This window comes from Oceanobacillus sp. AG (genome assembly GCF_009746545.1).
Lineage (GTDB): Bacteria > Bacillota > Bacilli > Bacillales > Amphibacillaceae > Oceanobacillus > Oceanobacillus indicireducens.
Map to the genome: position 1 here is coordinate 1 of NZ_WOWT01000037.1, position 25,093 is coordinate 25,093.

The 25,093-nt window shown below is 42.3% G+C and carries 23 protein-coding genes and 2 pseudogenes; 7 read left to right on the plus strand and 18 right to left on the minus strand.

Annotated elements, in window-relative coordinates:
- Nucleotides 1-538 precede the first annotated feature (538 nt).
- From GN217_RS16420 to GN217_RS16445, 6 genes and pseudogenes are all read right to left on the minus strand, one after another.
- Nucleotides 539-2,029: an aldehyde dehydrogenase family protein gene (locus GN217_RS16420; protein ID WP_156857737.1), complete on the minus strand. Its 1,491-nt coding sequence runs from the start codon at nucleotides 2,027-2,029 to the stop codon at nucleotides 539-541.
- Nucleotides 2,030-2,046: 17 nt separating this feature from the next.
- Nucleotides 2,047-2,940, minus strand: a complete 894-nt coding sequence (dapA, locus tag GN217_RS16425; RefSeq protein WP_156857738.1) for a 4-hydroxy-tetrahydrodipicolinate synthase — start codon at nucleotides 2,938-2,940, stop codon at nucleotides 2,047-2,049.
- 21 nt (nucleotides 2,941-2,961) lie between these two features.
- Nucleotides 2,962-4,376 (minus strand): annotated as a pseudogene (nhaC, locus tag GN217_RS16430) (Na+/H+ antiporter NhaC).
- 57 nt (nucleotides 4,377-4,433) lie between these two features.
- Complete coding sequence (locus tag GN217_RS16435; RefSeq protein WP_156857739.1) at nucleotides 4,434-5,351, minus strand: proline racemase family protein; 918 nt, start codon at nucleotides 5,349-5,351, stop codon at nucleotides 4,434-4,436.
- Nucleotide 5,352: 1 nt separating this feature from the next.
- Nucleotides 5,353-6,390, minus strand: a complete 1,038-nt coding sequence (locus GN217_RS16440) for a proline racemase family protein (protein WP_156857740.1) — start codon at nucleotides 6,388-6,390, stop codon at nucleotides 5,353-5,355.
- Nucleotides 6,391-7,572 (minus strand): NAD(P)/FAD-dependent oxidoreductase, encoded by a 1,182-nt coding sequence (locus GN217_RS16445; RefSeq protein WP_156857741.1) that lies wholly within the window; start codon nucleotides 7,570-7,572, stop codon nucleotides 6,391-6,393.
- Nucleotides 7,573-7,735: 163 nt separating this feature from the next.
- Between GN217_RS16445 and GN217_RS16450 the strand changes: the two genes are divergently transcribed.
- The 4 genes from GN217_RS16450 to GN217_RS16465 all read left to right on the plus strand — a co-directional run bounded on the left by GN217_RS16450 (nucleotide 7,736) and on the right by GN217_RS16465 (nucleotide 11,318).
- A complete protein-coding gene (locus tag GN217_RS16450) occupies nucleotides 7,736-9,448 on the plus strand; it encodes a sigma-54 interaction domain-containing protein (protein WP_156857742.1) in 1,713 nt (570 codons plus the stop codon).
- Between the two features lie 64 nt (nucleotides 9,449-9,512).
- The gene (locus GN217_RS16455; RefSeq protein ID WP_156857743.1) at nucleotides 9,513-9,785 is read left to right on the plus strand and encodes a (2Fe-2S)-binding protein; all 273 of its coding nucleotides are present in this window, start codon (nucleotides 9,513-9,515) and stop codon (nucleotides 9,783-9,785) included.
- A complete protein-coding gene (locus tag GN217_RS16460) occupies nucleotides 9,782-10,120 on the plus strand; it encodes a (2Fe-2S)-binding protein (protein ID WP_156857744.1) in 339 nt (112 codons plus the stop codon). Before GN217_RS16455 ends, GN217_RS16460 begins: the two co-directional genes overlap by 4 nt.
- A complete protein-coding gene (locus tag GN217_RS16465; RefSeq protein WP_156857745.1) occupies nucleotides 10,113-11,318 on the plus strand; it encodes an NAD(P)/FAD-dependent oxidoreductase in 1,206 nt (401 codons plus the stop codon). The genes GN217_RS16460 and GN217_RS16465 overlap by 8 nt, the downstream gene beginning before the upstream one ends.
- Nucleotides 11,319-11,775: 457 nt before the next feature.
- On the opposite strand, the pseudogene GN217_RS19575 reads toward GN217_RS16465, so the two are convergent.
- The 6 genes and pseudogenes from GN217_RS19575 to GN217_RS16495 all read right to left on the minus strand — a co-directional run.
- Nucleotides 11,776-12,015 (minus strand): annotated as a pseudogene (locus tag GN217_RS19575) (family 4 glycosyl hydrolase); the annotation flags it as partial.
- Nucleotides 12,016-12,179: 164 nt separating this feature from the next.
- Nucleotides 12,180-13,160: an aliphatic sulfonate ABC transporter substrate-binding protein gene (locus GN217_RS16475; RefSeq protein WP_156857746.1), complete on the minus strand. Its 981-nt coding sequence runs from the start codon at nucleotides 13,158-13,160 to the stop codon at nucleotides 12,180-12,182.
- A gap of 20 nt (nucleotides 13,161-13,180) precedes the next feature.
- Complete coding sequence (locus GN217_RS16480; RefSeq protein WP_156857747.1) at nucleotides 13,181-13,933, minus strand: ABC transporter permease; 753 nt, start codon at nucleotides 13,931-13,933, stop codon at nucleotides 13,181-13,183.
- Nucleotides 13,866-14,708: an ABC transporter ATP-binding protein gene (locus GN217_RS16485; RefSeq protein WP_156857748.1), complete on the minus strand. Its 843-nt coding sequence runs from the start codon at nucleotides 14,706-14,708 to the stop codon at nucleotides 13,866-13,868. Before GN217_RS16485 ends, GN217_RS16480 begins: the two co-directional genes overlap by 68 nt.
- Nucleotides 14,709-14,755: 47 nt before the next feature.
- Nucleotides 14,756-15,685, minus strand: coding sequence for a cysteine synthase A (gene cysK / locus GN217_RS16490; RefSeq protein ID WP_156857749.1), 930 nt, complete (start codon nucleotides 15,683-15,685; stop codon nucleotides 14,756-14,758).
- Between the two features lie 998 nt (nucleotides 15,686-16,683).
- Nucleotides 16,684-17,409: a zinc ribbon domain-containing protein gene (locus GN217_RS16495; RefSeq protein WP_156857750.1), complete on the minus strand. Its 726-nt coding sequence runs from the start codon at nucleotides 17,407-17,409 to the stop codon at nucleotides 16,684-16,686.
- A gap of 391 nt (nucleotides 17,410-17,800) precedes the next feature.
- On the opposite strand from GN217_RS16495, the gene GN217_RS16500 reads away from it, so the two are divergent.
- Genes GN217_RS16500 through GN217_RS16510 form a run of 3 tightly spaced genes read left to right on the plus strand, consistent with a single transcriptional unit; the run spans nucleotide 17,801 to nucleotide 19,587 of the window.
- A complete protein-coding gene (locus GN217_RS16500; RefSeq protein WP_156857751.1) occupies nucleotides 17,801-18,439 on the plus strand; it encodes a TcaA second domain-containing protein in 639 nt (212 codons plus the stop codon).
- On the plus strand, nucleotides 18,440-19,273 hold the full coding sequence (locus tag GN217_RS16505; RefSeq protein ID WP_156857752.1) for a TcaA 3rd/4th domain-containing protein: 834 nt from the start codon (nucleotides 18,440-18,442) through the stop codon (nucleotides 19,271-19,273).
- Between the two features lie 26 nt (nucleotides 19,274-19,299).
- Nucleotides 19,300-19,587: a TcaA NTF2-like domain-containing protein gene (locus GN217_RS16510; RefSeq protein ID WP_483310471.1), complete on the plus strand. Its 288-nt coding sequence runs from the start codon at nucleotides 19,300-19,302 to the stop codon at nucleotides 19,585-19,587.
- Nucleotides 19,588-19,716: 129 nt separating this feature from the next.
- On the opposite strand, the gene GN217_RS16515 is transcribed toward GN217_RS16510, so the two are convergent.
- The 6 genes from GN217_RS16515 to GN217_RS16540 all read right to left on the minus strand — a co-directional run bounded on the left by GN217_RS16515 (nucleotide 19,717) and on the right by GN217_RS16540 (nucleotide 25,092).
- Nucleotides 19,717-20,109: a hypothetical protein gene (locus GN217_RS16515; protein WP_156857754.1), complete on the minus strand. Its 393-nt coding sequence runs from the start codon at nucleotides 20,107-20,109 to the stop codon at nucleotides 19,717-19,719.
- A gap of 115 nt (nucleotides 20,110-20,224) precedes the next feature.
- Entirely contained in the window at nucleotides 20,225-21,067 is an 843-nt protein-coding gene (locus GN217_RS16520; protein WP_156857755.1) for a glycerophosphodiester phosphodiesterase, read from the minus strand.
- Nucleotides 21,060-21,821 carry a glycerophosphodiester phosphodiesterase gene (locus tag GN217_RS16525; RefSeq protein WP_156857756.1) on the minus strand — a complete coding sequence of 254 codons (762 nt, stop codon included), beginning with the start codon at nucleotides 21,819-21,821 and terminating at the stop codon, nucleotides 21,060-21,062. Before GN217_RS16525 ends, GN217_RS16520 begins: the two co-directional genes overlap by 8 nt.
- A gap of 84 nt (nucleotides 21,822-21,905) precedes the next feature.
- The gene (locus tag GN217_RS16530) at nucleotides 21,906-23,276 is read right to left on the minus strand and encodes an ABC transporter substrate-binding protein (RefSeq protein ID WP_156857757.1); all 1,371 of its coding nucleotides are present in this window, start codon (nucleotides 23,274-23,276) and stop codon (nucleotides 21,906-21,908) included.
- 65 nt (nucleotides 23,277-23,341) lie between these two features.
- Entirely contained in the window at nucleotides 23,342-24,157 is an 816-nt protein-coding gene (locus tag GN217_RS16535; protein WP_156857758.1) for a carbohydrate ABC transporter permease, read from the minus strand.
- Nucleotides 24,154-25,092 (minus strand): carbohydrate ABC transporter permease, encoded by a 939-nt coding sequence (locus GN217_RS16540; RefSeq protein ID WP_156857780.1) that lies wholly within the window; start codon nucleotides 25,090-25,092, stop codon nucleotides 24,154-24,156. Before GN217_RS16540 ends, GN217_RS16535 begins: the two co-directional genes overlap by 4 nt.
- Nucleotide 25,093 lies beyond the last annotated feature (1 nt).

Consider the following 25,093-nt stretch of genomic DNA (forward strand, 5'->3'; position numbering starts at 1 on the left):
TACTTTGTCACAGGGCTTCAACCTTAGGATTTCTCCACCAGTTGCCTGTCAGCTACTGAGCGTCTTGGCACCTACTCAGGTTGGACTTTCACCAACTAGCAATTAACGGCTTGCTGGGCGCGCGTAAAAGAAAAAACAGCCATTGAATTTTTTAATCTACCAGTGGCTGTTTTTAAATATATAGTTTTTAATAGAGGGACCTTTTCATCATTTGTCGAATAGGTATATTGTATAGCTAATATTACCTGAAGGAGAATATTCATGTCGTATTACCCAGCTTTAAAATTATTAAATGCCGAAATAGGATAAGTTTGCTTCACAACCTAGCTTATCCCTTTGGATCACTTTGATTCTAATTCCATTACTTCTTTACTTCAAGCCAATCAAGTATTGCCGGATAAAATGCATTCACATCGGGAATCAGATGCGGTTATCTTTGACTTGGACCCTACACATGCAGGTACTTATGGCAAACAGGAACGGTATAACTACAATGCGCACTATGTTCCCGTCCTTTTGCATTTATCTCCCGTAAATACTACCTCTCAATATTCACAAACACACTCTTCACTTCTGTATAACTCGCAAGTCCATACTCTCCACCCATTTCTCGGCCGATTCCTGACTTCTTAAAGCCACCAAATGGCATGGTTTCCCATTCCAATCCAAAGTCATTGATCCACACCGTCCCGGATTTCAGCTTTTTCGCGATATAATGTCCCGTCTTAATATTTTCTGTCCAGACACTTGCGGCAAGGCCGTAATCACTGTCGTTTGCCCGGCGGATTACTTCTTCTACATCATCAAAAACGAATACCGACATGACTGGCCCGAAGATCTCTTCACGTGCAATTACCATGTCATCCGTAACATCAGCAAATATCGTTGGTTCTACAAAGAAACCTTTGTCCTTTCCTTTTCCTCCTCCAGTAACAAGCCGAGCACCTTCTTTCTTGCCCTGCTCAATATAATCCAAGACACGCTTCTGCTGCTTGGCAGAAACAAGCGGACCCATGTTAGTATCCGGATCCAGTCCAGAACCGAGGCGGATTTTCTTCACCCGCTCTTCCAGTGCGCGTAAGACCGTATCATAGTGCTTGCGGTGGACAAAGATTCTTGTGGTAGCGCTGCAGTTCTGTCCATGATTATACATCGTCCCATTAAATGCACCCTCAATCGCTTCATCCAGGTCTGCGTCTTCCAGAATAATGCTCGGGGATTTTCCTCCGAGTTCCAGCGTTATGTCCTTCACCTGATCAGCCGCTCGGTGCATGACTTCTATACCAGTAGCAGTAGATCCGGTAAATGCAATTTTATCAATTCCCTCATGCGTTGTAAGTGCGTTTCCTGCAACCGGTCCGTCGCCAGGAATGATATTTACTGTCCCATCCGGGAAGCCTGCTTCTTTAAAAAGCTGTCCGACATAAAGCAGGGAAAGCGGTGTTTCCTGAGCTGGCTTAATGACGACAGTGCATCCGACAGCAAGCGCGGATCCAAGCTTCCATGCAGCCATCAATAACGGGAAATTCCACGGGATAATCTGACCGACCACCCCAATTGGCTCATGAACGGTATAGGTCACATAATTTGGAGAAACTGATGTCGTTTTTCCGAGTAACTTTGTTGCCCAGCCCGCATAGTAACGGAATTGCTCAATCGTCCCATCGATATCATCCGTAATCGCAATATGATAAGGTTTGCCGTTATCCAAGGCTTCAAGCTGTGCCAATTCTTCCCGGTGTTCTTCTAAAAGGTCTGCAAATTTATATATCATGCGGGAACGCTCTGCGGCCTCAAGGTCGGTCCATTCGCCTTCATCAAAAGCTTTTCTTGCTGCCTGAACAGCTTTATCAACATCTTCTGCCTGCGCTTCACTAACGGTGGCAATTACCTCTTCTGTCGACGGGTCGAGTACTTCAAACGTTTTTCCACTTTCTGATTCCACGTAATCACCGTTAATATAGAGACCTTTCACACCTTCTAAAAACTCTTGTACTCTAGGCTTCAAATTATAACCTATAGTTTGCATACTCTTTCCCTCCTTTTTTATTGTTTTACAACATCAAGACTTCCCATCAATTCAATCAGCTTCGCGTCTTCTTCCTCCGTGAGCCCTAATCTCGGTTTGCGGCATGGTCCTCCAGCAAGGCCTTTCAGTTCCATTGCCCTTTTCGAAAGCTGCACATACTTTCCAGACTCCTCCAGGTAATTACAAAGCGGAAGCAGCCGATCATACAGCCCCCATGCCTTGTTTAGCTCACCGCTTTTTACATGTTCATACAACTCAGTCACGAGTCCCGGCACAATATTTCCAGCTGGAGAAATCCACCCGACTGCTCCGACTAAGAAGGACTCCAACGCAAGGTCCTCAGAACCACAGAACACTTCAATATCTCCTACTCCCTGCCTGGCAATATCTCTTGCTTTTGTAATGTCGCCACTTGATTCTTTAATGTGCGTGATATTAGCGACATCCCTCCCCACCTTTAAAATCGTTTCTGTACTAATATCGACACCTGATGTAAATGGATTATTATAAATCATAATAGGAAACTGAACCGATTCAGCAACCGTTTTGAAATGCTCATAGATTTCATGTTCTTTCGGGTGAGCGTAATAAGAGTTAATCAGCAGTGCCGCATCTGCACCTGTTTTTTCCGCCTGCTGTGTATATTCGACCGCATCAGCTGTTGTCTCTGCCGCCGTCCCTACAACGAGCGGAATCCGGCCGTTCACCTGATCGACCGCTATCTCAACCGCCTTAAAGCGCTCCTCCTTCGTCAAGCTGACAAACTCTCCCGTACTGCCGTTAATCGCGATTCCAGCAACACCTTCCTCAATAAAGTGCTCAATGTTTTTCCTGAATCCGTCCCAGTCAATTGCACCATCCTCAAGCATCGGGGTAATTAAAACTGGAAATACACCTTTAATTTTACTCACTTTTTTTCCTCCTTATATTCATTAATTTCCTGATACAACATTTTCAATTGGTTTCTCGTCTTTTGCTTCTTCCGTTCTCCAGATAAATGTATTCGTATAGCCATAAATCAGAGTAATCAGTACGACAAGCAAGTTAAACCAGACAAATGGCAAGTAGCTGAGCGTCGGCACACCGAGCGCTGCTGTCATGAATACCCCACCGTCAGACCACGGGACAAGCGGTGTGGTGACTGTCCCTCCAGCTTCTGTGTTTCTTGAAAGTACACGCCGGTCAATTTTCATCCTATCGTAGTTGTCTTCTGTAACTTTTGTTGCTGTAATTAATGAAACATAAGCTGCCCCAAACACATTTCCCATGAATCCACTTATGACAGTGGATGTTGTAAGTCTGCCCGGATTGATTGCCCATCTCGCAAGGAAATCTCCTACTGCGCGAATAATGCCGATTTTCGCCATGAGACCGCCAACTCCAAGCGCAAGGATAATTAAAGCAATAACATCCAGCATAAAAACAATCCCGCCGCGGTTTAGCAATTCATCAATGAACGCTATCCCCGAAGTAATTTCACTGCCTGCATACATAATATTGATCGCACCAAGGAAAGGTACACCTTGGAAAATAAATGCCCAGATGGAGCCTAATAGTGCGCCGAACATGATAACTGGAATCGAAGGCATTTTCATTGCCAGCATTACCACCACGACTGCAGGAAGTAGCATATACCAGGCGATATTAAAATGTTCCTTCAAGGAAGCCATTATGGAAGTTGCAGCACTCAGATCACCGCTTCCCTGATAGAAGAAACCGACAATCAGAAATAGTGCACCAGCAATTACCCAGGCCGGAATACTGACCCGAAGCATGGATTTAATATGTTCAATGATATCTACTTTTGCAAGAGACGCAGTCATTACCGTAGTATCAGAAATAGGTGACAGCTTATCCCCAACATAACATCCGGAAATGACAGCACCCGCAACAAGCGGAGGAGGGAAACCGAAGCTTGCTCCAATCGCCATCATCGCAATCCCCGCTGTTCCTGCAGAGCCGAAAGAAGTTCCTGTTACGATAGATGTCACTGTGCAGATAAAGAAAGCTGCCAAGAGAAGAATGCTTGGATCAATAATTGACATTCCGTAATAAATTATCGAGGGCACAATACCACCGGCAATCCAGGTACCGATTAAGGCACAATCAGAATCAATACTGCTTCGAGCCCATCATAAATCCCTCTCAGGAGTCCATCCTGCATCTGTTTATAGCGATAGCCAATTTTCAGTCCGACCGCAATGATAAGAAACCATGACACCAGCAATGCCAGGTGAATTGGCAGTTCAAAGAGCACAATAAAAATAAACATCACTGCCCCAAAGCCAATCAGCGCAAACAATATCTCGCCACGATTCGGCAGCCTTAATGCCTTCTCAGATTTCATTTTTTTCCTCCTCTTTATATGGAATTCCTGTACACCCTGCTGGTCTCTGCTCCATGTTTACGTTAAGATAAACCCATCCCGCAGCGGATCCGTTTCATCAAATAAGAATTCATGCGTACCGGTTACAATTGCCCGGAGTAGCACGGAATAACGCTTCTCATCTTCCGGAAGTGTTTCTGCAATAATCGGCTCATCAAAAACACTTCTGTTTTCCAACCACCCCATTTCTGGATACGACTTGCGCAATACTGCAAATAACGCAATCGTGCTGTCAACTCCGGCAGAGCGTGTGATACTGCCGTCTGATTCAAACGTTACGGAACGGGCAAGCCCCTGCTGTGCGGCGGCAAAATCCGCAAGAATTAAACCCGTAAACTCCTCCTTTGCTGCATGCCACTCCTCCACCGTCGTTCTGCCCCATCTTGTTACCTCTGAAATAAAAGTTGTAGTTAACTCAGGAACTTCTTCCGTAAACGGGAAAACCAGATACTTTCTTTGGCCAGCTACTGTCACTGCCTCGCAGACCGGCCTTTTTTCAATAGGGCCGACCTCATCTGTTTCAAATTGCACCTCCTTTACTTCTCCATTTATAAATGAAGTGTTCAGTTCATAAATACCATGTACCGTTTCCACCCGGTAGACACCGCTTTCATTTTGATGAATATTTCCTGTTTCGAGCAGTGCAGTAAGTGCAGCCGCAAGCCCCGGATACTTAAACGTCGCTCCGTCATGGCTAAAGAAAAACAGTGAAAAATCTGCATGACGAGATGAAGTAACGATACAGCCTGTCATCCCTCTGTGTCCCCGCGGCTCATTGATAAGCAATGCCTTTTCACTAGCGAAGGAAGTCTGCAAACGTTCATTATTTGCATACACATCCCTTTCATTCAGCCGAATTGGGGATTGGGTTACAATGCGAAATGGCTCGCCTGCAACATGGGTGTCGATTGTAGAAAACATTTTAGACAGATTCATTCTATACCCCCTCCCTTGATTGGTCTTGCATTGGCGGAATCAGAAGATAGCCTTCACGGAGCGGATCACTTTCATCATAGTAAAAGCGGTGCATCCCCATCATCCACGCTGATCCGGTCACCTCCGGAATAACAGCCTCATAGTCTTTGATTTTAATTGCTTCGAGGATTCGGGCTCTGAATAAGGATCCGACAATACTTTCGTGGATAAATTCCTCCCCGACACCAAGCTCTCCTCTTACATACATGGTCGCTATTTTTGCGGATGTACCGGTGCCACATGGTGAACGGTCAATCCCGCCTGGCGGAACAACCACCGTATTCTTCACATCTGCATCGGGGTGGACCGGGTCAGAGAAGAACTCGATATGTGTCAGGCCCTGAATAAATGGGAACTCCGGATGTACGATATTTTCAGCCTCATTAATCGCATTACGGATGGTGATGCCTTTTTCAATAATAGTCGAAGCGTTATCCGGCTCTAAGGAAAGCCCGAGTTTTCTTGCATCTATAATCCCGTAAAAATTCCCGCCGTATGCGATATCACATTCCACTCTGCCGATGCCACTGACGTCGATTTCAATGGACTTCAGAAGGAAAGAAGGAACATTCGCAAATGTCACTTCCACCGCTTTCCCTCCACTTACTTTAATTTTTGTCTCGACAAGTCCGGCTGGTGTATCGATCTTGAGAAACGTATAAGGTTCTTTCACTTCTATCATGCCTGTCTCAATAAGTGCAGTGCAGCAGCCGATTGTATCATGCCCGCACATCGGTAAATATCCTCCCGTTTCAATAAAAATCACACCAATATCTGCATCCGGATGACACGGATCCACAAGCAGGGCCCCGGACATAACGCTATGTCCGCGTGGCTCGTTCATTAAAAATTTACGGATCCAGTCATAATGCTCATGAATATAGAGCATTTTTTCTGACATCGTGTCTCCTTTCAGTTCCGGCAGACCGCTGATCACCGTCCGTGTCGGATTACCTCCAGTATGTGTATCAATTGTGGTAAACAGCATGTCAAATTTCATTTAAACTTTCACCCTTTCTCTGAACCTGTCATAGCGAAGTGGCTCGATTGGTATCGTTTGTTCTTCACCGGAGAGCATCTCCTGAATGACTTTTCCAGTTATTGCTGCAAGACTGATGCCATCCCCCTCATGCCCTGCCGCCACATAAAAACCAGGCACTTCATCAATATGAGAAATAATCGGCAAGTGATCTTCCGTCCAGGGTCGTAAGCCCGCATACGTACGGATGACCGTCATATCGCGTATTTTCGGGAAAAAGCGCATGGCCCGATTTGCCATCACCTTTGTCACATCCCAGTTTACGGTGGTATCGTATCCGACAAATTCCCGGCTGCTCCCAATCAGGAAGTTTTGCGCAGCAGTCGGTTCGAACACGAGTGCAACACCATATTTCTTTGTCTCTTCATCTACCTGCCGTTCTCCACCAAACTTGGAAAGCAAGTAACCAAACTCCTGAATTTTACGGATACCGACCGGTTGTTGCCTTGAAGCAACGATAATTTGTCCTTTCCGTGGGCTAATCGGGATCTTCACCCCGACCATTTCGCCGATAAAGGGCGCCCAGATTCCCGCGGCATTCACTACTCTTTTCGCCGTATAGTTACCCTGGGTCGTTTCTATTATAAATTCTCCGCTTGTTACTTTTTTGAGGCTGGTCACTTCCGTATGTGTATGAATGCGAGCACCTAGTTTCTCTGCCTTGTGAAACAAAGAATATGTCAGCATATAAGGATTTACTGTTGAATCTGTTTTACATTCCAGCCCGCCAAGCAGATCATCAGCAAAGTATTTGGATTCATTCAGCAGGTCTTCTCTGTCAATCATCCGGAATTCAAGTCCCGCTTCAACCTGACGTGCAACCCACTTCTCTGCCGCTTCCATTTCTTCTTCATTTTCACAGACAAAGATACTTCCCGGATAACGGTATTCAAAGGGTATTTCCAGTTCACTGCTCAACTCTCGTACCAGCTTTTGGCTGGCAAAAGACATCTGGCTATCAAAGCCGGGATCTTTATCAATTGCAAGGATATTTCCGTCACACCGGGAAGAAGTGCCGCCTGCAAGCTCTCCTTTTTCCAGAACGGTTATTTCCAGTCCTGCCTTGGTACCATAATAAGAAATAGCTGCACCGATAATACCTCCTCCAATGACGACAATATCCCGATGAGAATTATTATTCATTGCACCCCTCCTTTCATTCCTGACACTCTGTAAATAGTAATGCAAATAACGTGCCAACTTAAATAACAGATAATAAATAGTCTTATTGCTTTTTCTATAGATACATGCCAAAATATTTTTAAACTTGTCAATATTAATTGACACTTTGAAAGGAGTAGCAAACATGACTTTTTCTCTAAAATTGGAAGAACTAATGGATACCAATGTAAGCGTTTTACAAAGTGAGAAAGATAGAGGGAAAGAGCTGCTGGAAAAGGTGAGAGCAGTGCAGCCCGGAAAGGTAGTTATTGAGAAAGATGGCACTTCTTATCTTGCGGAATTCGATGAGGAGACCGGAGAACTCCTCTTCCTCTCCTGTAAAAAAATAAATGCTGCCACAGCTGATATTAGCAAGCTGCTGGAGGAAGTGCAGCATGTGGACCGTTTCTTAATTTATGATGGAAAACGGTGCAAAGGGTTTATCGATGCACCGAGACTTGCACGCAAGCTCTTTCAATCCTATCAGCGAATGAATGCCTACTTGACCACCATTTTAGAGACCATTGACAGCTCCTGTACGGTTATTGATGCTGACGAGAATGTGCTGATCTGGACCAAAGGAGCGGAGGACATTTTCTCTGTTAAGCGTGAAGAGATTATCGGCAGGAAGATTACTGATTTCTTCCATCGGGAACAACTTGAGCTTTTAAGAACATTAAAAGACGGCACCACCCTTTACAGGAGCCAGCATAATGCAAGAGAAAACCTGGTGGTGCTAATTAATTCTAACCCGGTTTATCTTCAGGATAAAATTATTGGTGCGGTCGTGTCCGAAGTGGATATAACAAGTCAAATCCGGCTTAATAATGAATTGGCCAATACAACAGAAAAGCTGTTTCATTTGGAGAATACGGTCAAGAAATTAACAGCTACCGAAGAACCATTCGCTGAGATTAAAGGCAACAGCACTTTATTAAAAAATACGAAGAAAATGATAAAAAAGGCAGCAACGACCAACACTAATGTGCTAATTCACGGGGAAAGTGGTGTCGGGAAGGAACTATTCGCAAAAGCCATCCACATGCTCCGGGAAGGAAATGATGCTCCTTTTATTGCAATCAACTGCGGGGCTATTCCCTCCGCTTTATTCGAGAGTGAAATGTTCGGCTATGAAAAAGGAGCATTCTCGGGGGCTGATCAAAGAGGAAAAAAGGGGAAAGTGGAACTTGCCAAAGGCGGCACCCTTTTTCTCGATGAAATTGGAGAAATGCCACTTGATATGCAAGTGAAAATCCTGCGTCTCCTTCAGGATCATAAGTTTTTCTCTGTTGGGGGAACAAAGGAAAAAGAAGTGGATTTCCGGGTTGTTGCTGCAACGAATCGCGACTTGAAGGAAGAGGTTCGGAAGGGAAATTTCCGAGAGGACCTATATTATCGGCTCAATGTTGTCAGTATTGAAGTGCCTCCACTCCGCAAGCGTCCAGAGGATATTATTGAACTTACACATTACTTTTTATACGAAACATCCGTTAAATATAACAGGCCAATTCATGGTATTTCTCAAGGTATCATGCAGGCTCTTCTGAAACATGAGTGGCCTGGAAATATTCGTGAATTGAAGAATGTCGTGGAACGGCTTGTCGTTTTTTCTGAAAGTGGAGAAATCAAATCAGAGTACCTTCCGTTCGAACCCAATAACCATGCTCCGTACAATGATTCTCCGCTGAAGCATTCGGAGGGGCTTTCTCTAAAAGAAAGACTTCAGTTTACTGAACGAGATATTATTTTAAAAGAACTAAAAAAAGCGAAAGGGAATAAGCAGACCGCTGCTAAAAACCTGCAGATCACCCGTGCAACTCTTTATAACCGGATGAATAAATTAGGACTGGAATTATAGACAGAAAATAGTTGGCACAATTCTTGCATTGTAATTCATGAAAAGGAGAGAAGGAGTGGATTGCATGCAAAATGAAAAAATGATTGTTTGCCGTTGTGAAGAAGTGACATATAAAGAATTAATGGAAACGAAAAAGACCTATAATTGCTCCGCACGAGAACTAAAATTGCGAACTCGGGCAGGAATGGGCTACTGTGGTGGACGCACCTGCCGTGGCATGATCGATAAAATTGCCATGTTTCAGGATAGTCCGAAGAATAATAAAGAAGTTTCACTAAAATATCAGCCACCGATTCGTCCGGTCAGCTTTACTGACTTAGGAGGGGTGAAACAATGAAGCAGCGAATCATCGATCACCCAGTACTTGGAAAGATAGAGGAACGAAAGTTAATTACATTTAGGTTCAATAATAAAGAATATCGCGGATTTGAACAGGAGTCCATTGCAGCGGCACTGCTCGCCAATGGAGTACGAACCCTGCGTCATCATGAAGAAAATGGCACTCCCCGAGGTATTTATTGTAACATCGGCCATTGTTATGAATGCAGAGTGGCAGTCAATGGTATACAAGGTGTACGCGCTTGTCTGACCCCGCTTCAGGAAGGTATGGTGATTGAAAGTGGCGGACGGCTGCCAACTACGGTAAGAGATTGGAGGTCGGAAGATGAATAAGGTAATTATTATTGGTGCAGGACCATCCGGTCTCGAAGCAGCGATCACGTGTAGAGAGCAAGGACTTGATGTACTTGTCCTCGATGAGTATATGATAGCGGGTGGAAGGCTTCTCGGACAGCTCTATGAACAGCCGGACGGTACCTGGTGGAATGGTCTGGAAGAGTCGAAAATTCGTTATGAAAAAGCGCTGGAGCTCGGTACCCGTTTTCTGCTGAATACGCCTGTAAATAATATTGTACAAACAAACGAGCATTGGACAGTTTACACGGATACAGAGAGCTTTACTGCTAAGCATCTATTGCTTGCAACCGGGGCTGCGGAAACACCGGTACCTGTTCCCGGCTGGACGCTGCCCGGGGTGATGTCAGTTGGAGCGGCTCAGGTGATGACAAATGTACATCGAGTAAAGCCCGGAAACCGCGGAGTAATAATTGGGGTTAATGTGCTCTCTGCGGCGATTGCGATGGAACTAAAACTTGCCGGGATAGAAGTTGTCGCTATGACACTTCCTGTAAACAGCCAGGTTACAAATGAGTCATCACAACCCAAGGAAGTAATGAATTCACTGCTTCATGTCTCCCATATGGCCCCGTCCAAATTTATTAAGCTTGGCAGCAGACTCATGAAAAATGATTTTATGAAAAATATGGGTGTTACTTTTTTCCCGAAGACTGGAGTGAAAATCTGGGATATTCCGATTCAGCTTCGGAAAGCGGTTGTAGAGATCTATGGAGATAATGAAGTTCAAGGTGTAATAGTTGCGACAATTGATTCGAAAGGTGATGTTGTTGGAGGATCGGAGGAAAAGATTAAAGCTGATTTCGTCTGTATTGCCGGTGGTCTCTACCCGCTTGCAGAATTAGCGGCAGTTGCCGGTTGTTCCTTTTATTACAGCGAGGAGCTCGGTGGCTACGTTCCATTACATAGCGAGCGCATGGAAACAAATCTCGATGGCCTATATGTTGCCGGGAATATAACCGGGATCGAGGGAGCCAAAGTAGCCATCGCTCAAGGAAAGACTGCAGGCCTGACGATAGCACATCATGCAGGTATTCCTGGACTTGAAAAGGACATTCAGACTTCCATCGAATCTATTGAAAGAGCCCGCGACAAAGCCTATATTCAATTCCATCCAGGAGTTAAAAAAGGTAAAGAACTCCTGCTTGCAGAATGGCAAAATCGGTTAGGTGAGTAGTGCCTGTCACATCCAATAGCTAACAATCGAACTGTCCCTCTATACATCTGCATCTATTCAGGCAAAAACATTAAATTCAACTTATATAATCAATTAAATTAAAACGAGTCATTGAAGCAAAGTGTTTCAATGACTTGTTTAATTAACTTACTCAACTTTTGCAGAGTAAAAATAATGTCTAATCGTTACCTGTTATAATATTTGCGGTACTTGATTATGCTCCTTGACAAGATGTGATTATAAAAGAAAAACACCTCCACTTTTGGTATAGTTTAAATATCGAGAAAAAACGACCAAATAGAAGAGGTGCCTCCTACTAAAGCTATGAATAATTCAAGGTAAGATTTATTTTGCTACATGTAACGCTTGTTCAAGCACTTTGTCACCTTGGATCATGCCATATGCAATAGAGTCAATGATATCTACTTTAATCCCTTTTGGTTCTACAAGTTTACGAAGCATCATGATAACTACCTGTAATTGCCGCTTGTACAACTAATTCTTCAAAGTTTTCCATCTGTAAAATAATACCTTTTACTGCGCTAGGCAATTTTCCTACTGCAATTGGCTTTGGACCGTCTTTTGTAATGACGCTATTTACTTCAATGATCGCATCAGCTGGTAGCTCTGGAATTGCCCCATTGTTTAGCGTATTAACCGTTTGCATATCCTCCTTGTTGTTATAAATAGAATCCACTGCACGTTGCCAGCTCGCACGATATTCTTCACCTTCCAAGAAGTTCCATGGGCGGCCCCATAAATTCATTTCTTCCCCACATTTTGGACAGTAAGGAATCAATTCATTAGGAAAGAAAAAAGGCATCTTTGTTCCTTCCAATCTGGAACAAAGATGCCCACGAATCACTCCATCCCCTCTAAAATAGAAAGATCAATCATCCCCTCAATATCATTCGAATCAACATATTCTGCCTCTAGACTAATATCCGCCATTTCCTGAATGACTTGTTCATTCACATCTGTCGTTACACGTAGTCTGGAAAAGGCTGCTGCTGTTTCTTCTTTATCAATTTCTTTCCCAGTTAAATCCTGAATATGCTGAATCACAATTTGTTGTGCTTCTTCTGGATTTTCTTGGATAAATTCAACTGCACGTTTATGCGCTTGTAAATACTGCTCCGTGAGCTCGGTATTTTCTTTGAAATCGCTACGGGCAGCTACTACCGTATTGGTTGATTCCTCTCCCCAAGCAAACTCATCATAATCCAGCAGCAACTCACCGCCAGCCTGCGTTTCCAAGATATATCCCCACGGCTCTTGTGTTGCTGCAGCGTCTACCGAATTTTGAACAAATAAAGTTGCTGTATCTGCTGGTGCTGCCGCATGCATTTCTACAGTTCCACCACTTGACGTTGCTTCTAAGCCAACTTCTTGTAATGCTTTACGGAGCATCACATCTTGCGTACTACCGATAACCGGAATGGCGACTCGCTTTCCATCTAAATCTTCCAGTGACTCGATGCCACTTTCTTCGCTCGTTACAAGTACTGCCCCGCCATTAACGGCACCAGAAATAATATGAAACTCTGGATTTTGCAGATAAATATTTAATAGTGGACCTGGTCCAACCGTACCGACATCGATTTCATTTGTTTGCATGGCTTCCATAAATAATCCGCCATTTGAAAATGTTTGTGTTTCAATTGTGATATCTTCCCCAAATTCTTCTGCAAAATAACCTTCTTCCAAAGCAACAATCGATGCAACATGTGTCAAATTGGGAAAATATCCAATCGTAACGGTATCCTCGTCATTCGAACACCCTGCCAACACTACTCCGATAACAGCGATTGCTAACAACAATTGAACAAACCTTTTCATCATCCTATTCCTCCTCAAGTAATCTAACTGATTCCCCATTTTCGTTGAACGGAACGCTCCAACCGTAAGAATATAAGTTGATCCATAATCGTTCCAATCACTGCGATAATAATCATGACAGAGATAACGAGATCCATTTGTCCTAAGGAACGGCCGGCATCGAGTAATTGTCCAAGACCACCACTGCTCGCCAGTAATTCTCCTGCCATCAAGGCGCGCCAAGAGAATGCCCATGCAATACGCATACCGGATAATAATTGTGGGACAGACGCCGGGACAATAACTGTTCTTAGAAAATGAAACCCGCTTGATCCATAGGTTTTCGCAACCCGTTGATACAGCCTCGGCACATTTTTAAATCCACTCGATGCATTCATTGTCATCGTCCATGTGGCACCAATGGTTACGATAAAAAGAATTGCGAACTCATTTAAGCCAAACCAAATAATCGCGAGCGGAAACCAAACAATACTCGGAATGGATTGTAATGCCGTGACGAGAAAACCTAATGTATCTTCCACCAGCTTATATCGCCAAATTAAATAACCAAAAATAAGACCTATTAAGGTAGCAATCGAAAATCCAAGGAGAATCCTCCCAATACTTCTGATCACGGCTGCTGTAATTTGCCCATCGATTAATCCAGTAAAAAGTGTCTCCAGGACAAGGAGTAAGCTTGGGAACATAAAGTCTGGCAGCCCGGAAACTCTAGATGTTACTTCCCATATCACCGCTATCACTGCGATGAACAGGATTCGCCTTAAAGCTGTAGTCATCTCCCATTTCCTCCTTTAACACTTTTTCTATTTCTCCCTCTAGGAGGCTTAATATTCTTTGTTCCGTATGTAAAGTAACAGAATCAGGCATGACCCCATCTTTTGTCGTTGGTACGGGAATAATTTCTTTTATTTTCCCTGGTCTTGTTGCAAGCACCACCACTTTCTCCGATAATTGCACCGCTTCTCGAATATTATGGGTCACAAAAAAGATCGTGACATTTGTTTTCCTCCATATTTCGAGCAACTCCCGGTGCAACACCATTCGGGTTTGTTCATCCAATGCGGAAAATGGTTCATCCATTAATAAAATATCCGGTTCCATCACAAGCGCTCTCGCAATCGATACGCGCTGCTTCATCCCACCTGACAATTGGTGAGGGTACGAATCAGCATAATTACTCAAATGCACCATTTGCAAGATATCTTTCGCTTTTTTCTCCATCTCATCTTTGGATTGCCCTTTTATTTTCAAGCCATAGGTGACATTATCGAGCACCGTCAGCCATGGGAATAAACCGTCCTCTTGGAATACAACAACACGGTCCGGGCCGGGTTTTTTTACTTCTTTTCCAGCAACCGTAATCAATCCTTCATCTACTTTTTCTAAGCCGGCAATCAAATAAAGCAATGTTGATTTCCCGCAGCCTGAAGGACCAACAATCGAAACGAAACTCCCTTTTTCCACTTCCAGATTAATATTGTCCAAGACTTCTAATCTTTCATTGTCTTTTAAGGGAAAGCTTTTCTTAATTTCTTTAATGGATAAATACATGTCCTCACCTCCACAACCATCTATTTTAATAGCTTGTTATATGTAAATTACACAGAAAATAAATCACTCGTTAAATAACGCTCGCCACTGTCCGGGGCAATACAGACAACCGTTTGACTTGGATCCAGTCGTTTTGCAACCTTTAAAGCAGCGAAAACAGAAGCACCACCAGAGGGTCCTAATAAAATCCCTTCCTGACGAGCAAGGTCATAAACGGTATCATAAGCATCTTGATCTTCAATTTGAATAATTTTATCATAAATTGACGTATTCAAAATATCCGGAATAAACCCAGGACTCGTTCCAACTAATTTATGTTTTCCGGGTTCACCACCTGACAAGACAGGAGACCCTGCTGGTTCGACGACAATATTTTGAATCTCTGAATCATACGCTTTTAGTGCTTCTCCCGTTCCGGTTATCGTCCCACCGGTCCCAGCAGTACAAACAAATGCCGCAAGTTTCTTTTGTTCTTGCTCCACCGCTTCGATAATTTCTTTTGCTGTTGTAATCCGATGAATAGCTGGATTTGCTTCATTTTCAAATTGCATCGGAATAAAGCTATTTGGTGTCACAGCAGCAATTTCCTTCGCCTTTTCAATCGCTGCCGGCATCTTTCCAGCTCCCGGTGTAAAGACAACTTCAGCACCGTACGCGCGTAATATGTCGACCCTTTCTTTTGTCGATGTATCCGGTAAGACGATAATCGCTCTATATCCTTTAGCAGCGGCATTCATCGCTAAACCAATTCCCGTATTTCCCGAAGTCGGTTCGATTATCGTTGCTCCGGGTTTAATTAATCCCTCTTTTTCCGCTCGTTCCAGCATAGAAAAAGCAGCCCGGTCTTTCACACTTCGGCTAGGGTTAAACAATTCGAGTTTGACGTAAATAGCTGCACCATTTGAATCCGCAATTTTATTTAATCTCACTAACGGAGTTTCTCCGATTAATTCAGCAATATTGTTCACTACTTTCACGGTGGATCTTCCTTTCATTAGGTGAGTAATTGTTATTGTACCACACAAACATCTCTATTCAACCCTAATTACTTGGGTTTATACAAAAAACAAAAGAACATGTTCATTGCCCCGCTACCTATCCGTCATGGACAACGTAGCTGTAAAAACAGATTAAGTACTTGGTATAGCCTCTATTGTACTAATAAGCCTTTCCAAACAAGTTTTAATTTTAATGAATTTCATAATACGTATTTAATGCTTCACCATCACCATATGTAGTTGAGTTAGTTCGTTCCCAACTACATATGGTGATGGAAAAGCCACTTTGGCAATTATGAAATTAATTCATTTGTTAAAATATTTAAATAATAAGGAAAAACTTTATTCAGTGGGGTTATTATAGACCGTAAATGCGTGATGAAGGGAGAGGTAAAAATGAAATGTAAAGCTTGCAATGATAGTGAATTTGTTGAAGTTCCGGAATTTGAGCAACAATTTACAGTTTGCTTTTCTTGCGGAGAAGTATACTAATACGTTGATTTATCTAAATTAAAAAAGCACCTGCCTCCTCGTCCTTCCAGTCTAATGGTTAGGTAGTACAAATTTTTCATTTTTCCTTCTTATGCGGCCATTTTTATCTGTATATATTTTAGTCATGCCTAACTTCTGCGCTTGTTTTAAAAGTTCATCCGTTCGGGAATGGGAAGCAATAATGAAATAATAAGCAGCGAATCATTGCTAGCTCAGTAATAATTAATTTTGCTTCAAAAAATCTGAAAAAAGATAGCCATCGGAAACTATCATTTAGTCTCCTCTAGCTATCTACATTTTATTTACAATAAGAAATGGGTTTACTGCATAAACGTTAAATTAATTTAATGAATTTCATAATACGTATTTAATGCTTCACCATCACCATATGTAGTTGAGTTGGTTCGTTCCCAACTACATATGGTGATGGGAAAGCCGACTTTAGTAATTATGAAATTCATTCAATTCTATGTATTATTGCTTTATTAGTACACATCCGAGATATACCATTTATCACCGTATTGCATCACTTCTACACTCACTAATTCTTCTGCATCTTCGGCATCGATAAAGACGGAGTTGTACTTCACAGTCGCTTCAAAATCGATGTAATCCTCGCCAGTGTCTATCTGTTCAAGATCAAGCAGTTCCATCGTCACATCCAGATTTTCAAGCATCTCCATCGCTTCCATCACATCTTCATCTAGCATTTCCTCCCAAACAAGCGGATCGACATACTGCTCTATTTTCTCCACATCTCCATCACTAAGTGCTGTGAAAAAATTCTCTATCACTTTTTCCGGACTGTCATTAGATCCCTGGAAGATGAAAAAAGCGATCAAAACAATAAGAATCCCGCCGATAATAGAAAGATTTCGTTTGCCTAATTTTTGCGCCTTTTGTTTCATGGAATCTACAAAACTATTTTCTTGTATGGGTACCGCGGGCTGTTGTTGGGGCTCTTGCTTTTGTTTCTCCGACTGATTGGCTTGGGCCAACGCCTCTGCTTGGTCCGTACCTCCTGTTTGCTCTTCTGTATCAGCAATTGTTTGGGACTCACTTTCGCCCTCTCGCTTCGTCCCACAGTTCAGACAAAAAGCACTCTTACGCTCAAACTGCACCCCGCATTCCTGACAAGCTTGGCGCTCCCCGCAATGGCCACAAAACGTAACATCCCCGATTTCTTTGTGGCAATTAAAACATTCATGCATATTATCACTCTTTCTCTAGTATGATTCACCTACATCGAGATAATAATACACATTCCCGGGACTTTTGTAAAGGAAACTATAGACCTTTAGAATCAATCACGCATTTTTCTAGAGTATTTTTAATCACTTTATATTCATTAAATAGTAAAATCAGCTTAACAAACTGGAAATATTAGTCTATACTACTAATGATTGAATAGATGAATAAAGTGAAACTTCATTCAGTGGGGTTTCCTTACCTTCCCCCACTGAATGTTAGTTGAACAGAATCAGGGATTGCCGGACTGTTTATCTCCACCTTCACCTAGTAGCTTTCCCTCGTGTTTTGAGGTGGGGGTATTACAGACCGTTAATGCGTGAAAAATATTTCATATAAAGGAGTCTATCAGACATGGAAAAGTACTGTCAGGAATGTGGAGAAGCTATCGATGAATCCTTAAACTTTTGTCAGAACTGTGGGCATAAATTGCACGCCTCTTCGGCACAGGGCACAGTTATCCCTCCTAAAAAGCAGCCAAGAACTTACTCGAAGAAACAAAAAATAATCATAGGTGCAGCTGCCGCTCTTTTGGTTATCATGATTGGCGGCTATACATGGGGGAAGTCATATTTCTCTCCAGAAAAAACGGCAGAACGGTTCATCACAGCAATAATTGATGAAGATTATGAAAAAGTTCAGGATATGACAAGGATGCAAGGTGAATCGATCTCACAAGCAGAGGCAGAAGCACTTATCGCGCTTGCAAAAGATGAGGCACATTATATCAACATCGAAACGACGAATTTAGAAGACTTTTCTTACCAGAATGACCTGATGAAACTAACGGAGAACGGCAAGCATTTATTTATTTTTCCTAAATACCTATTTTCTTTAGTACCGCAATACGCGGACTTCAATCTGCCTTTTGAAAATATAGAAACAACATTTAATGAGGAAACATTCCCTGCCAAAAAGAACGATGAACGAAATATTGTTTATGGGCCACTCGCACCCGGTAAGTATACAATACATAGCACTTACAGCGGGTAATTGACGGAAGCTGAATCAGAGGATGTAGTAATCCTCGGAGACAGCTCTAGTGATACGGTTTATCAGGATATTCAACTGGATGCAGAATCGACAACATTCCACTTATATAATGAGAATGGCAGTCCGATTAAAAATGCATATATGGAAGTGAATGAAGAGCAGATCCCCTTCGATGAAAGCCTAAATATTGAAGCATTCGGTCCGCTAAACCTGGATGGTTCTGTCACGGCAACCCCAATTATTGAAACAGAATGGGGTAAGGTAACACTAGATGAGATAAAGATTGAAGAAGATTACTATGAGCTCACCTTGAACACTGTAAGCAAGGAGCTAATGGATCATTTATCAGAAGTAATTTTATTGTATGGAGAAGAATATGTGGAAGCCCATGCAGCGAACGATGCTACTATTTATACGGCTGTTACGGAAAGTTTAAGAGGGACTTTTAAAGACAATTTTGCTTATAACATAGATTATGGAAAGAACTTCACAGGGCAACTAGAAAAAATCGAACTAAATTATGACGAGCTAACGTTCTATGACAAAAATGAAGTTTCCGTCCCAGCTAATTTCCATTTTACAGCCTCCACTTTTCATAGTGACGAGCAGCCTGATTTAGAAGAACGAATTGACACCGTAGCACTTCGTATCATTTTCGATGCGGAGGAAGATAAATGGCTGATTGATGAAGCAAATTCGTATGGAATGTTTAGCAATACAGATTTTGAAGCTACGGAAACCCTCGAAGGTTCACAGGAACTGCATCAGGCTGCCAAGTCAGCTTCAAAACCTGCAAGCAATGATGTAGATGCGCAAGTAGAAGAAGAACGTTAAATTATATTTATAACCTTGTTGAAGCAATTAATGCGGATGATTATGAGCTCGTTCGTCCGTATATCAAGGATGATAGTGCCCTTCATGGCATGCAAGTGGACTTAGTAGATCGCTTAGCGGAAAGTGGCATGAAGCAAGAGGTCATCGATGCAACCGTAACAAATATTGAAGAAGACGGTGACGCATGGATTGTAACGACAGACGAAACGATTAAGAAAATTTATAACAGCGGTGAAGAGGAAACTAGTGATTATAATTGGAAGTACACCGTAGAATCAGATGGTGATGGGGTGTCGTTGACGAATATAGAGTAAAAGATTACTATAATGAATTTCATAATACTGTTTTGGATTCAATCAGCTTACCACAAAAAAACTCGCTATTGTATATAAGTTCAATAGCGAGCTTTGTAATTTCTGACATTAATTATGAAAACGCCATTTTCACTTTTTCTTTTTAAATGTCTTAAATAGGAAATAAATGAGTATTGCCGCCACCGCATAAATCAAAAACATCACCATAAATCCCCATAGCCCCGCTACTGCATCCGCAAACTCCATATTTCCTCTGTTCGTGATTGCTTGCTGCAGCTCGATCGCAAATACAAGGACAACCATAACGGTAAATGTATAAACAAAGGAAAGAATCGTTGTACTCCACTTCATTTTTTCAATGATTTTAAAGAAAAAATACACCATGAAGAACGTTACCATTCCAATAATACCGATGATCCAGAAATGAAGCTGCTTATCTGTCATATGTAAACCGAACATATCGGTCAATATATCATGGATATCATTCACAATTTCCGCCAATATAATAACTATTTCTTTCACTGGAAGCCTCCTAAAACTACTTTAAATAACGATAGTCTTAGTTTACTATAAATCTATAATAATAGACATAGGGCTTTACACTACACCTAAAGGTTATGTCCTAACCTCTTCTTCATCAATCCTTATCTTTCTTGAGTAATCCTTTCGTAAACCGAATATCATCAGTAAAATAACCATCTACATTCAGCTCATACACCCGCTCCTGCTCTTTCCTCGTTGTCACCTCATCATTGAAAAACACATGCACTTCTTTCCCTTGCCGGTGTAATTCATTAACACTTTTCATTGTAACGTCCGTTGCTTCTATGCCAATAATCGGATAATCAGACGTCTTTGCTTTCTTTAAATTGAATTTTTCTTTGCCAAACAGAAGGGTGAGCGGAATTTCTGGTGCTAACGTTTGGATTTTTTCTAAACTTTCCTCTGAGAAAGACTGGATTGTGACGAGATCTTGGGAGAGTAAGTCATATTCGAGTAACAGCTCGATTAACGGTTCTTCCATGACAAGTTCCCCATGAACCAATCTCGTTTCAATATAATAGTGCTCCGTGTCCCGAAACGTTTCGAGAATCTCTCTTAATGTAGGGATTTCTTCCATTGTTCGCTGCTCTCCAAACACTTCCGACGTTTCAAGTTCCTTTATTTCCTGCAATGAATAGTCTGTTGCATTCCCCGTTCCATTCGTTGTCCGGTCGATCGTTTCGTCATGCATAGCAATGAGTGCACCATCTGCCGTCATTCGTAAATCAATCTCCAGGGCATCAACACCGTCTTCAGCAGCTATTTTATACGCCGTAATCGTACTTTCATTAAAGCGATCATTCGCCCCGCGATGTGCAATAACTTTTGAGGAATCAACGATGGCTGGTTCGGGCTCCACTTCCCGTTCCATAACGAGATAAGCACCAGCGAAAACAATACAACTTACACATAAGATACCGATTACCTTTTTAAGCAAGGGATTTCCTTTTATTTCGATCGTTTAGGGCTTCTTCAGGGAAATCCGTAATAATCGCTTCCACACCCAAATCGAGTAATTGTTTTATTTCATCCTGCTCGTTAACCGTCCAAATCCGCAATTTCTTCACTATATCTCTCCCATAAAAGGTATCGGAAAATGCAATCCGTTTGGATACATGTAATGCCTCAAGCTCCAAACTATGTAAATAATCCTCGGGATGCGCTATCCTTTGATCCAGTAACCAAGCAATTTCTGCATCCGGGTCCAACTGTTTCATCCGCAAGAGGCTAGGTAAATGAAAAGAGGAATAAATGACTTTGCGACCATTCCCATATTCCTTTACGAGGGCTAATACTTTTTCTTCGATGCCCTCGTATTGAAAGAGACTGGTCTTTAATTCAATATTTAATTCGATTTTATACGGTGCTAACAGCTCCAGCACTTCCTGAAGGGTTGGCACACGTTCTGCAGACCAAATCACTCGATCATAATTCTTAAGATGAGCATACTTTACACCTGCACTATATTGTTTGATTTCTTGTAAGGTCAGGTCTTTTACAAATCCGGTTCCATCTGTCGTTCGCTCTAACGTCTCATCATGGATAACGACAACCTCCCCATCTTTTGTAAGTTGTACATCCAGTTCAATCCCATCTGCGCCTTGGCGGATCGCTTGAAGAAATCCGAGTAACGTATTTTCCGGGAACGTTCCCATACACCCGCGATGCCCATAAATCTTCGTCTCTGTCATCGTAACACTTCCCTTTCATGGATAATCAGAAAGGGAATAAAGCATCCGATCATACTTTATTCCCTCTCATTCTTTTATTAAAAATTATTCTCCTCGTGCTGCGTTTGCTTGTTCGATTGCTGTATTAAATTGATCGACTGCTGTGTTATACGCGTCGTCTACCTCGCCACCGTTATAAACCGTTTCAAGTGCTGTTTCCATAATTTTACGGCCTTCTGGAATCATATCCATTAATGCGCCTTGGGTTGCGAACGATGACGTTGTTGCTTGTAGTTGCTCAACCGTCACGTTTAATTGTGGCATTTCTTCGTGTGCATCAACGGCAACTTGCTCATCATATGCAGCCGGATTGATTGCAAAATAACCTGTTCCCACATGCCACTCTGCTTGAATTTCCGGTGTTTGTAAATACTTCATGAAGTCCCAAGCAGCATTTGTTTCTGCTTCCGGCTTCCCGTCAATCATCCAAAGACTTGCCCCGCCGATGACAACACCTGCGCGTTCTTTTTCCTCCGGGTGTGGCAAAAATGCGATACCTACTTCAAATGGTGCGTTATCAATCACATCTCTTGAACTAGCTGAAGATTGTAAGAACATCGAGACATCCCCTGCTAAGAAACCGGAAACCATGTTGTCACCATTCGTTCCATAGTTAGCGAATGTTTCATCATTAACCATACGCTCTACCCATTCAAAGATTGATTTCCCTTCTTCTTCTGTCCAGCCAATTTCAGTTGGTGTGTCCGTTCTTCCGTTATCATTGTTTAATAATAAGGCGCCCTGGTTGGCCAGCAGTTGTTCATATAACCAGCCATAAGCCTGCAGTGCAAATCCTTTCATGTCTGGATTAGCTTCCACAATTGCCTTACTTGCTTCTTCTACTTCCTCAAATGTTTCTGGTGGAGCTTCCGGGTCTAGCCCCGCTGCTTCAAAAGCATCCTTATTATAATACATAACCGGTGTGGAAGAGTTGAATGGCATCGAGTAGAACGTTCCATCTAAGGAATAATAGTTAATAATATTTTCCTCTAAACCGCTCATATCATAACCATCTGCATCAACCAATTCTTGAATTGGTAAAATGCTGCCACTATTAATCATCGACATCGTGCCAATTTCGAACGTTTGGATAATAGTTGGTGCACTGTCTGTACCGGCAACACTATTAAATTTCGTCAATGCTTCATCATATGAACCTTGGTATTCTGCATTCACTTGAACTTCATCCTGGGAACTATTATAGCTGTCAACAATCGCATTTAATGCTTCCTGACCAGCCCCACCCATCGAGTGCCAGAATGTAACGACTTGTTTTTCGTTATCTCCAGATCCCTCACTTGTACCTTCCGCGCCAGCAGTAGCACTACCAGCTGCCTCGTCCGCGTTTCCATCTGAACCACATGCTGCAAGGAATAATACGAACCCTAACATAAGTATCGCAAGTATCTTCTTCATTCTTTCATTACACTCCTTTTTTTATAAAAAATTTCGTTCATCCGCTCATTTTGAGCAGCTCCAACTTATTTCAAAGCACCTTCCGTTAATCCTTTTTGCAGTTTGCTTTGACCGAGGAATAAAAGAATTAAAGTAGGAATCACAACGATAACAGCACCTGCCATGATGACACCCCAGTCATTTAATTGCTCCTGTGTTTGTAATTGCTTTAAGCCGATTTGTACGGTACGAACATTGTCGTTCGTCGTCGTGAGGAGTGGCCATAAATACATATTCCACGAGGTTAAAAATCCGTACACACCTAAAGTTAGCAAACTAGTTCTCGCAACAGGTAAAACGACTGTCAGATAGAATTTAAAATCCCCCATCCCAGCAATCTGACTCGCTTCTCTTAATTCTTTCGGTATTTGTTTAAAGTTCTGCCGGAGTAAAAATGTCCCAAACGCCATCGCAAAGAATGGAACGGTCAGCCCCGGATAGGTATCAATCCACCCCAAATCACGGATGATATGGAAGTTCGGAATAATCGATGCTTCAAAAGGAACCATCATCGTCGCGATGAAAACAAAGAATAAGAGATCTCTCCCTTTGAACTCTAAAAAGACAAAGGCATAAGCGGCTAAACTTGATAAAATTAATTGTCCAAGCATAATCACTAAGGAAATGATTAAGCTATTCAACAGATATTTAAGTAATGGGAACTGCCCGAACGCCCTGACATAATTATCAAAGGATAACGATGTAGGCAGGCTTCCCGTCATAATGTCTTTGTTCGACATAAAGCTCATGGCAAACGCCATTAATGTTGGCGCAAAGACGAGAAATCCTGAAATAATCAGTAAGATATAAAATATAACTTTTCGACCTGTTGGAATTGTCATTGGTAATGAACCTTCCTTTCACCAAACTTGAATTGCAGGAAAGTCATGAGTAATATAATGATGAACAATAATACCGCCTGAGCACTTGCCGATCCGAACTTATAGTTTACAAATGCTTCCCGGTATATGGAATAGACGACAAGGTTCGTCGAATTCACCGGACCGCCCTGTGTTAAAATATCAATCTGCCCAAAGGTTTGAAAGGCATTGATAATCGTTACGGTCACCACAAAGAATAAGGTTGGCGAAAGCATCGGGATCGTAATTCTTCTTAACTTATAAAAATAACCGGCACCATCAATATCCGCACTTTCATATAAAGAAGAGTCAATCGATTGCAGTCCGCCTAATAAAATGAGAAAGGTAAAACCGATATTCATCCATATCGTTGTAATGGCTATCGCAAACAGTGCCCAAGACGGGTCTGTCAGCCAGCCAATCCCCTCTGCACCAATGGCGTTTAACAACAGATTCAACGGACCCATGGACGGGTGAAATAAATAAAGCCAGAAGACAGACGCGGCCGCAACCGATATCCCCATGGTTGATGAATAAATCGTATGGAAAAAACCGATTCCCTTTAATTTCTCATTTGCAATCACCGCCAAAAACAAACTGATAATAATCGTAATCGGAACGGTATATAGGACGAATAAAAAAGTTGATTTCATACTCTGTAAGAAAATCGGGGAAGTGAACATCGTCACGTAGTTCTCCCAACCAACAAAAACGGTTGTTGCCCCTGCGGCATCCGTTAGGAAAAAACTTAAATAAATGGTTCGAGCGAGCGGGTAGAATAGAAACACGCTAAACAGAACAATCGAAGGCAGTAAGAACAACATGCCTTTAGAAAAACTTTTCATCCGCTGCTTCTTTTTCACTTGTTCAAAATTTATTTGGCTTTTAGGCGTTTGTTGAATCGCTGTACTATTCATA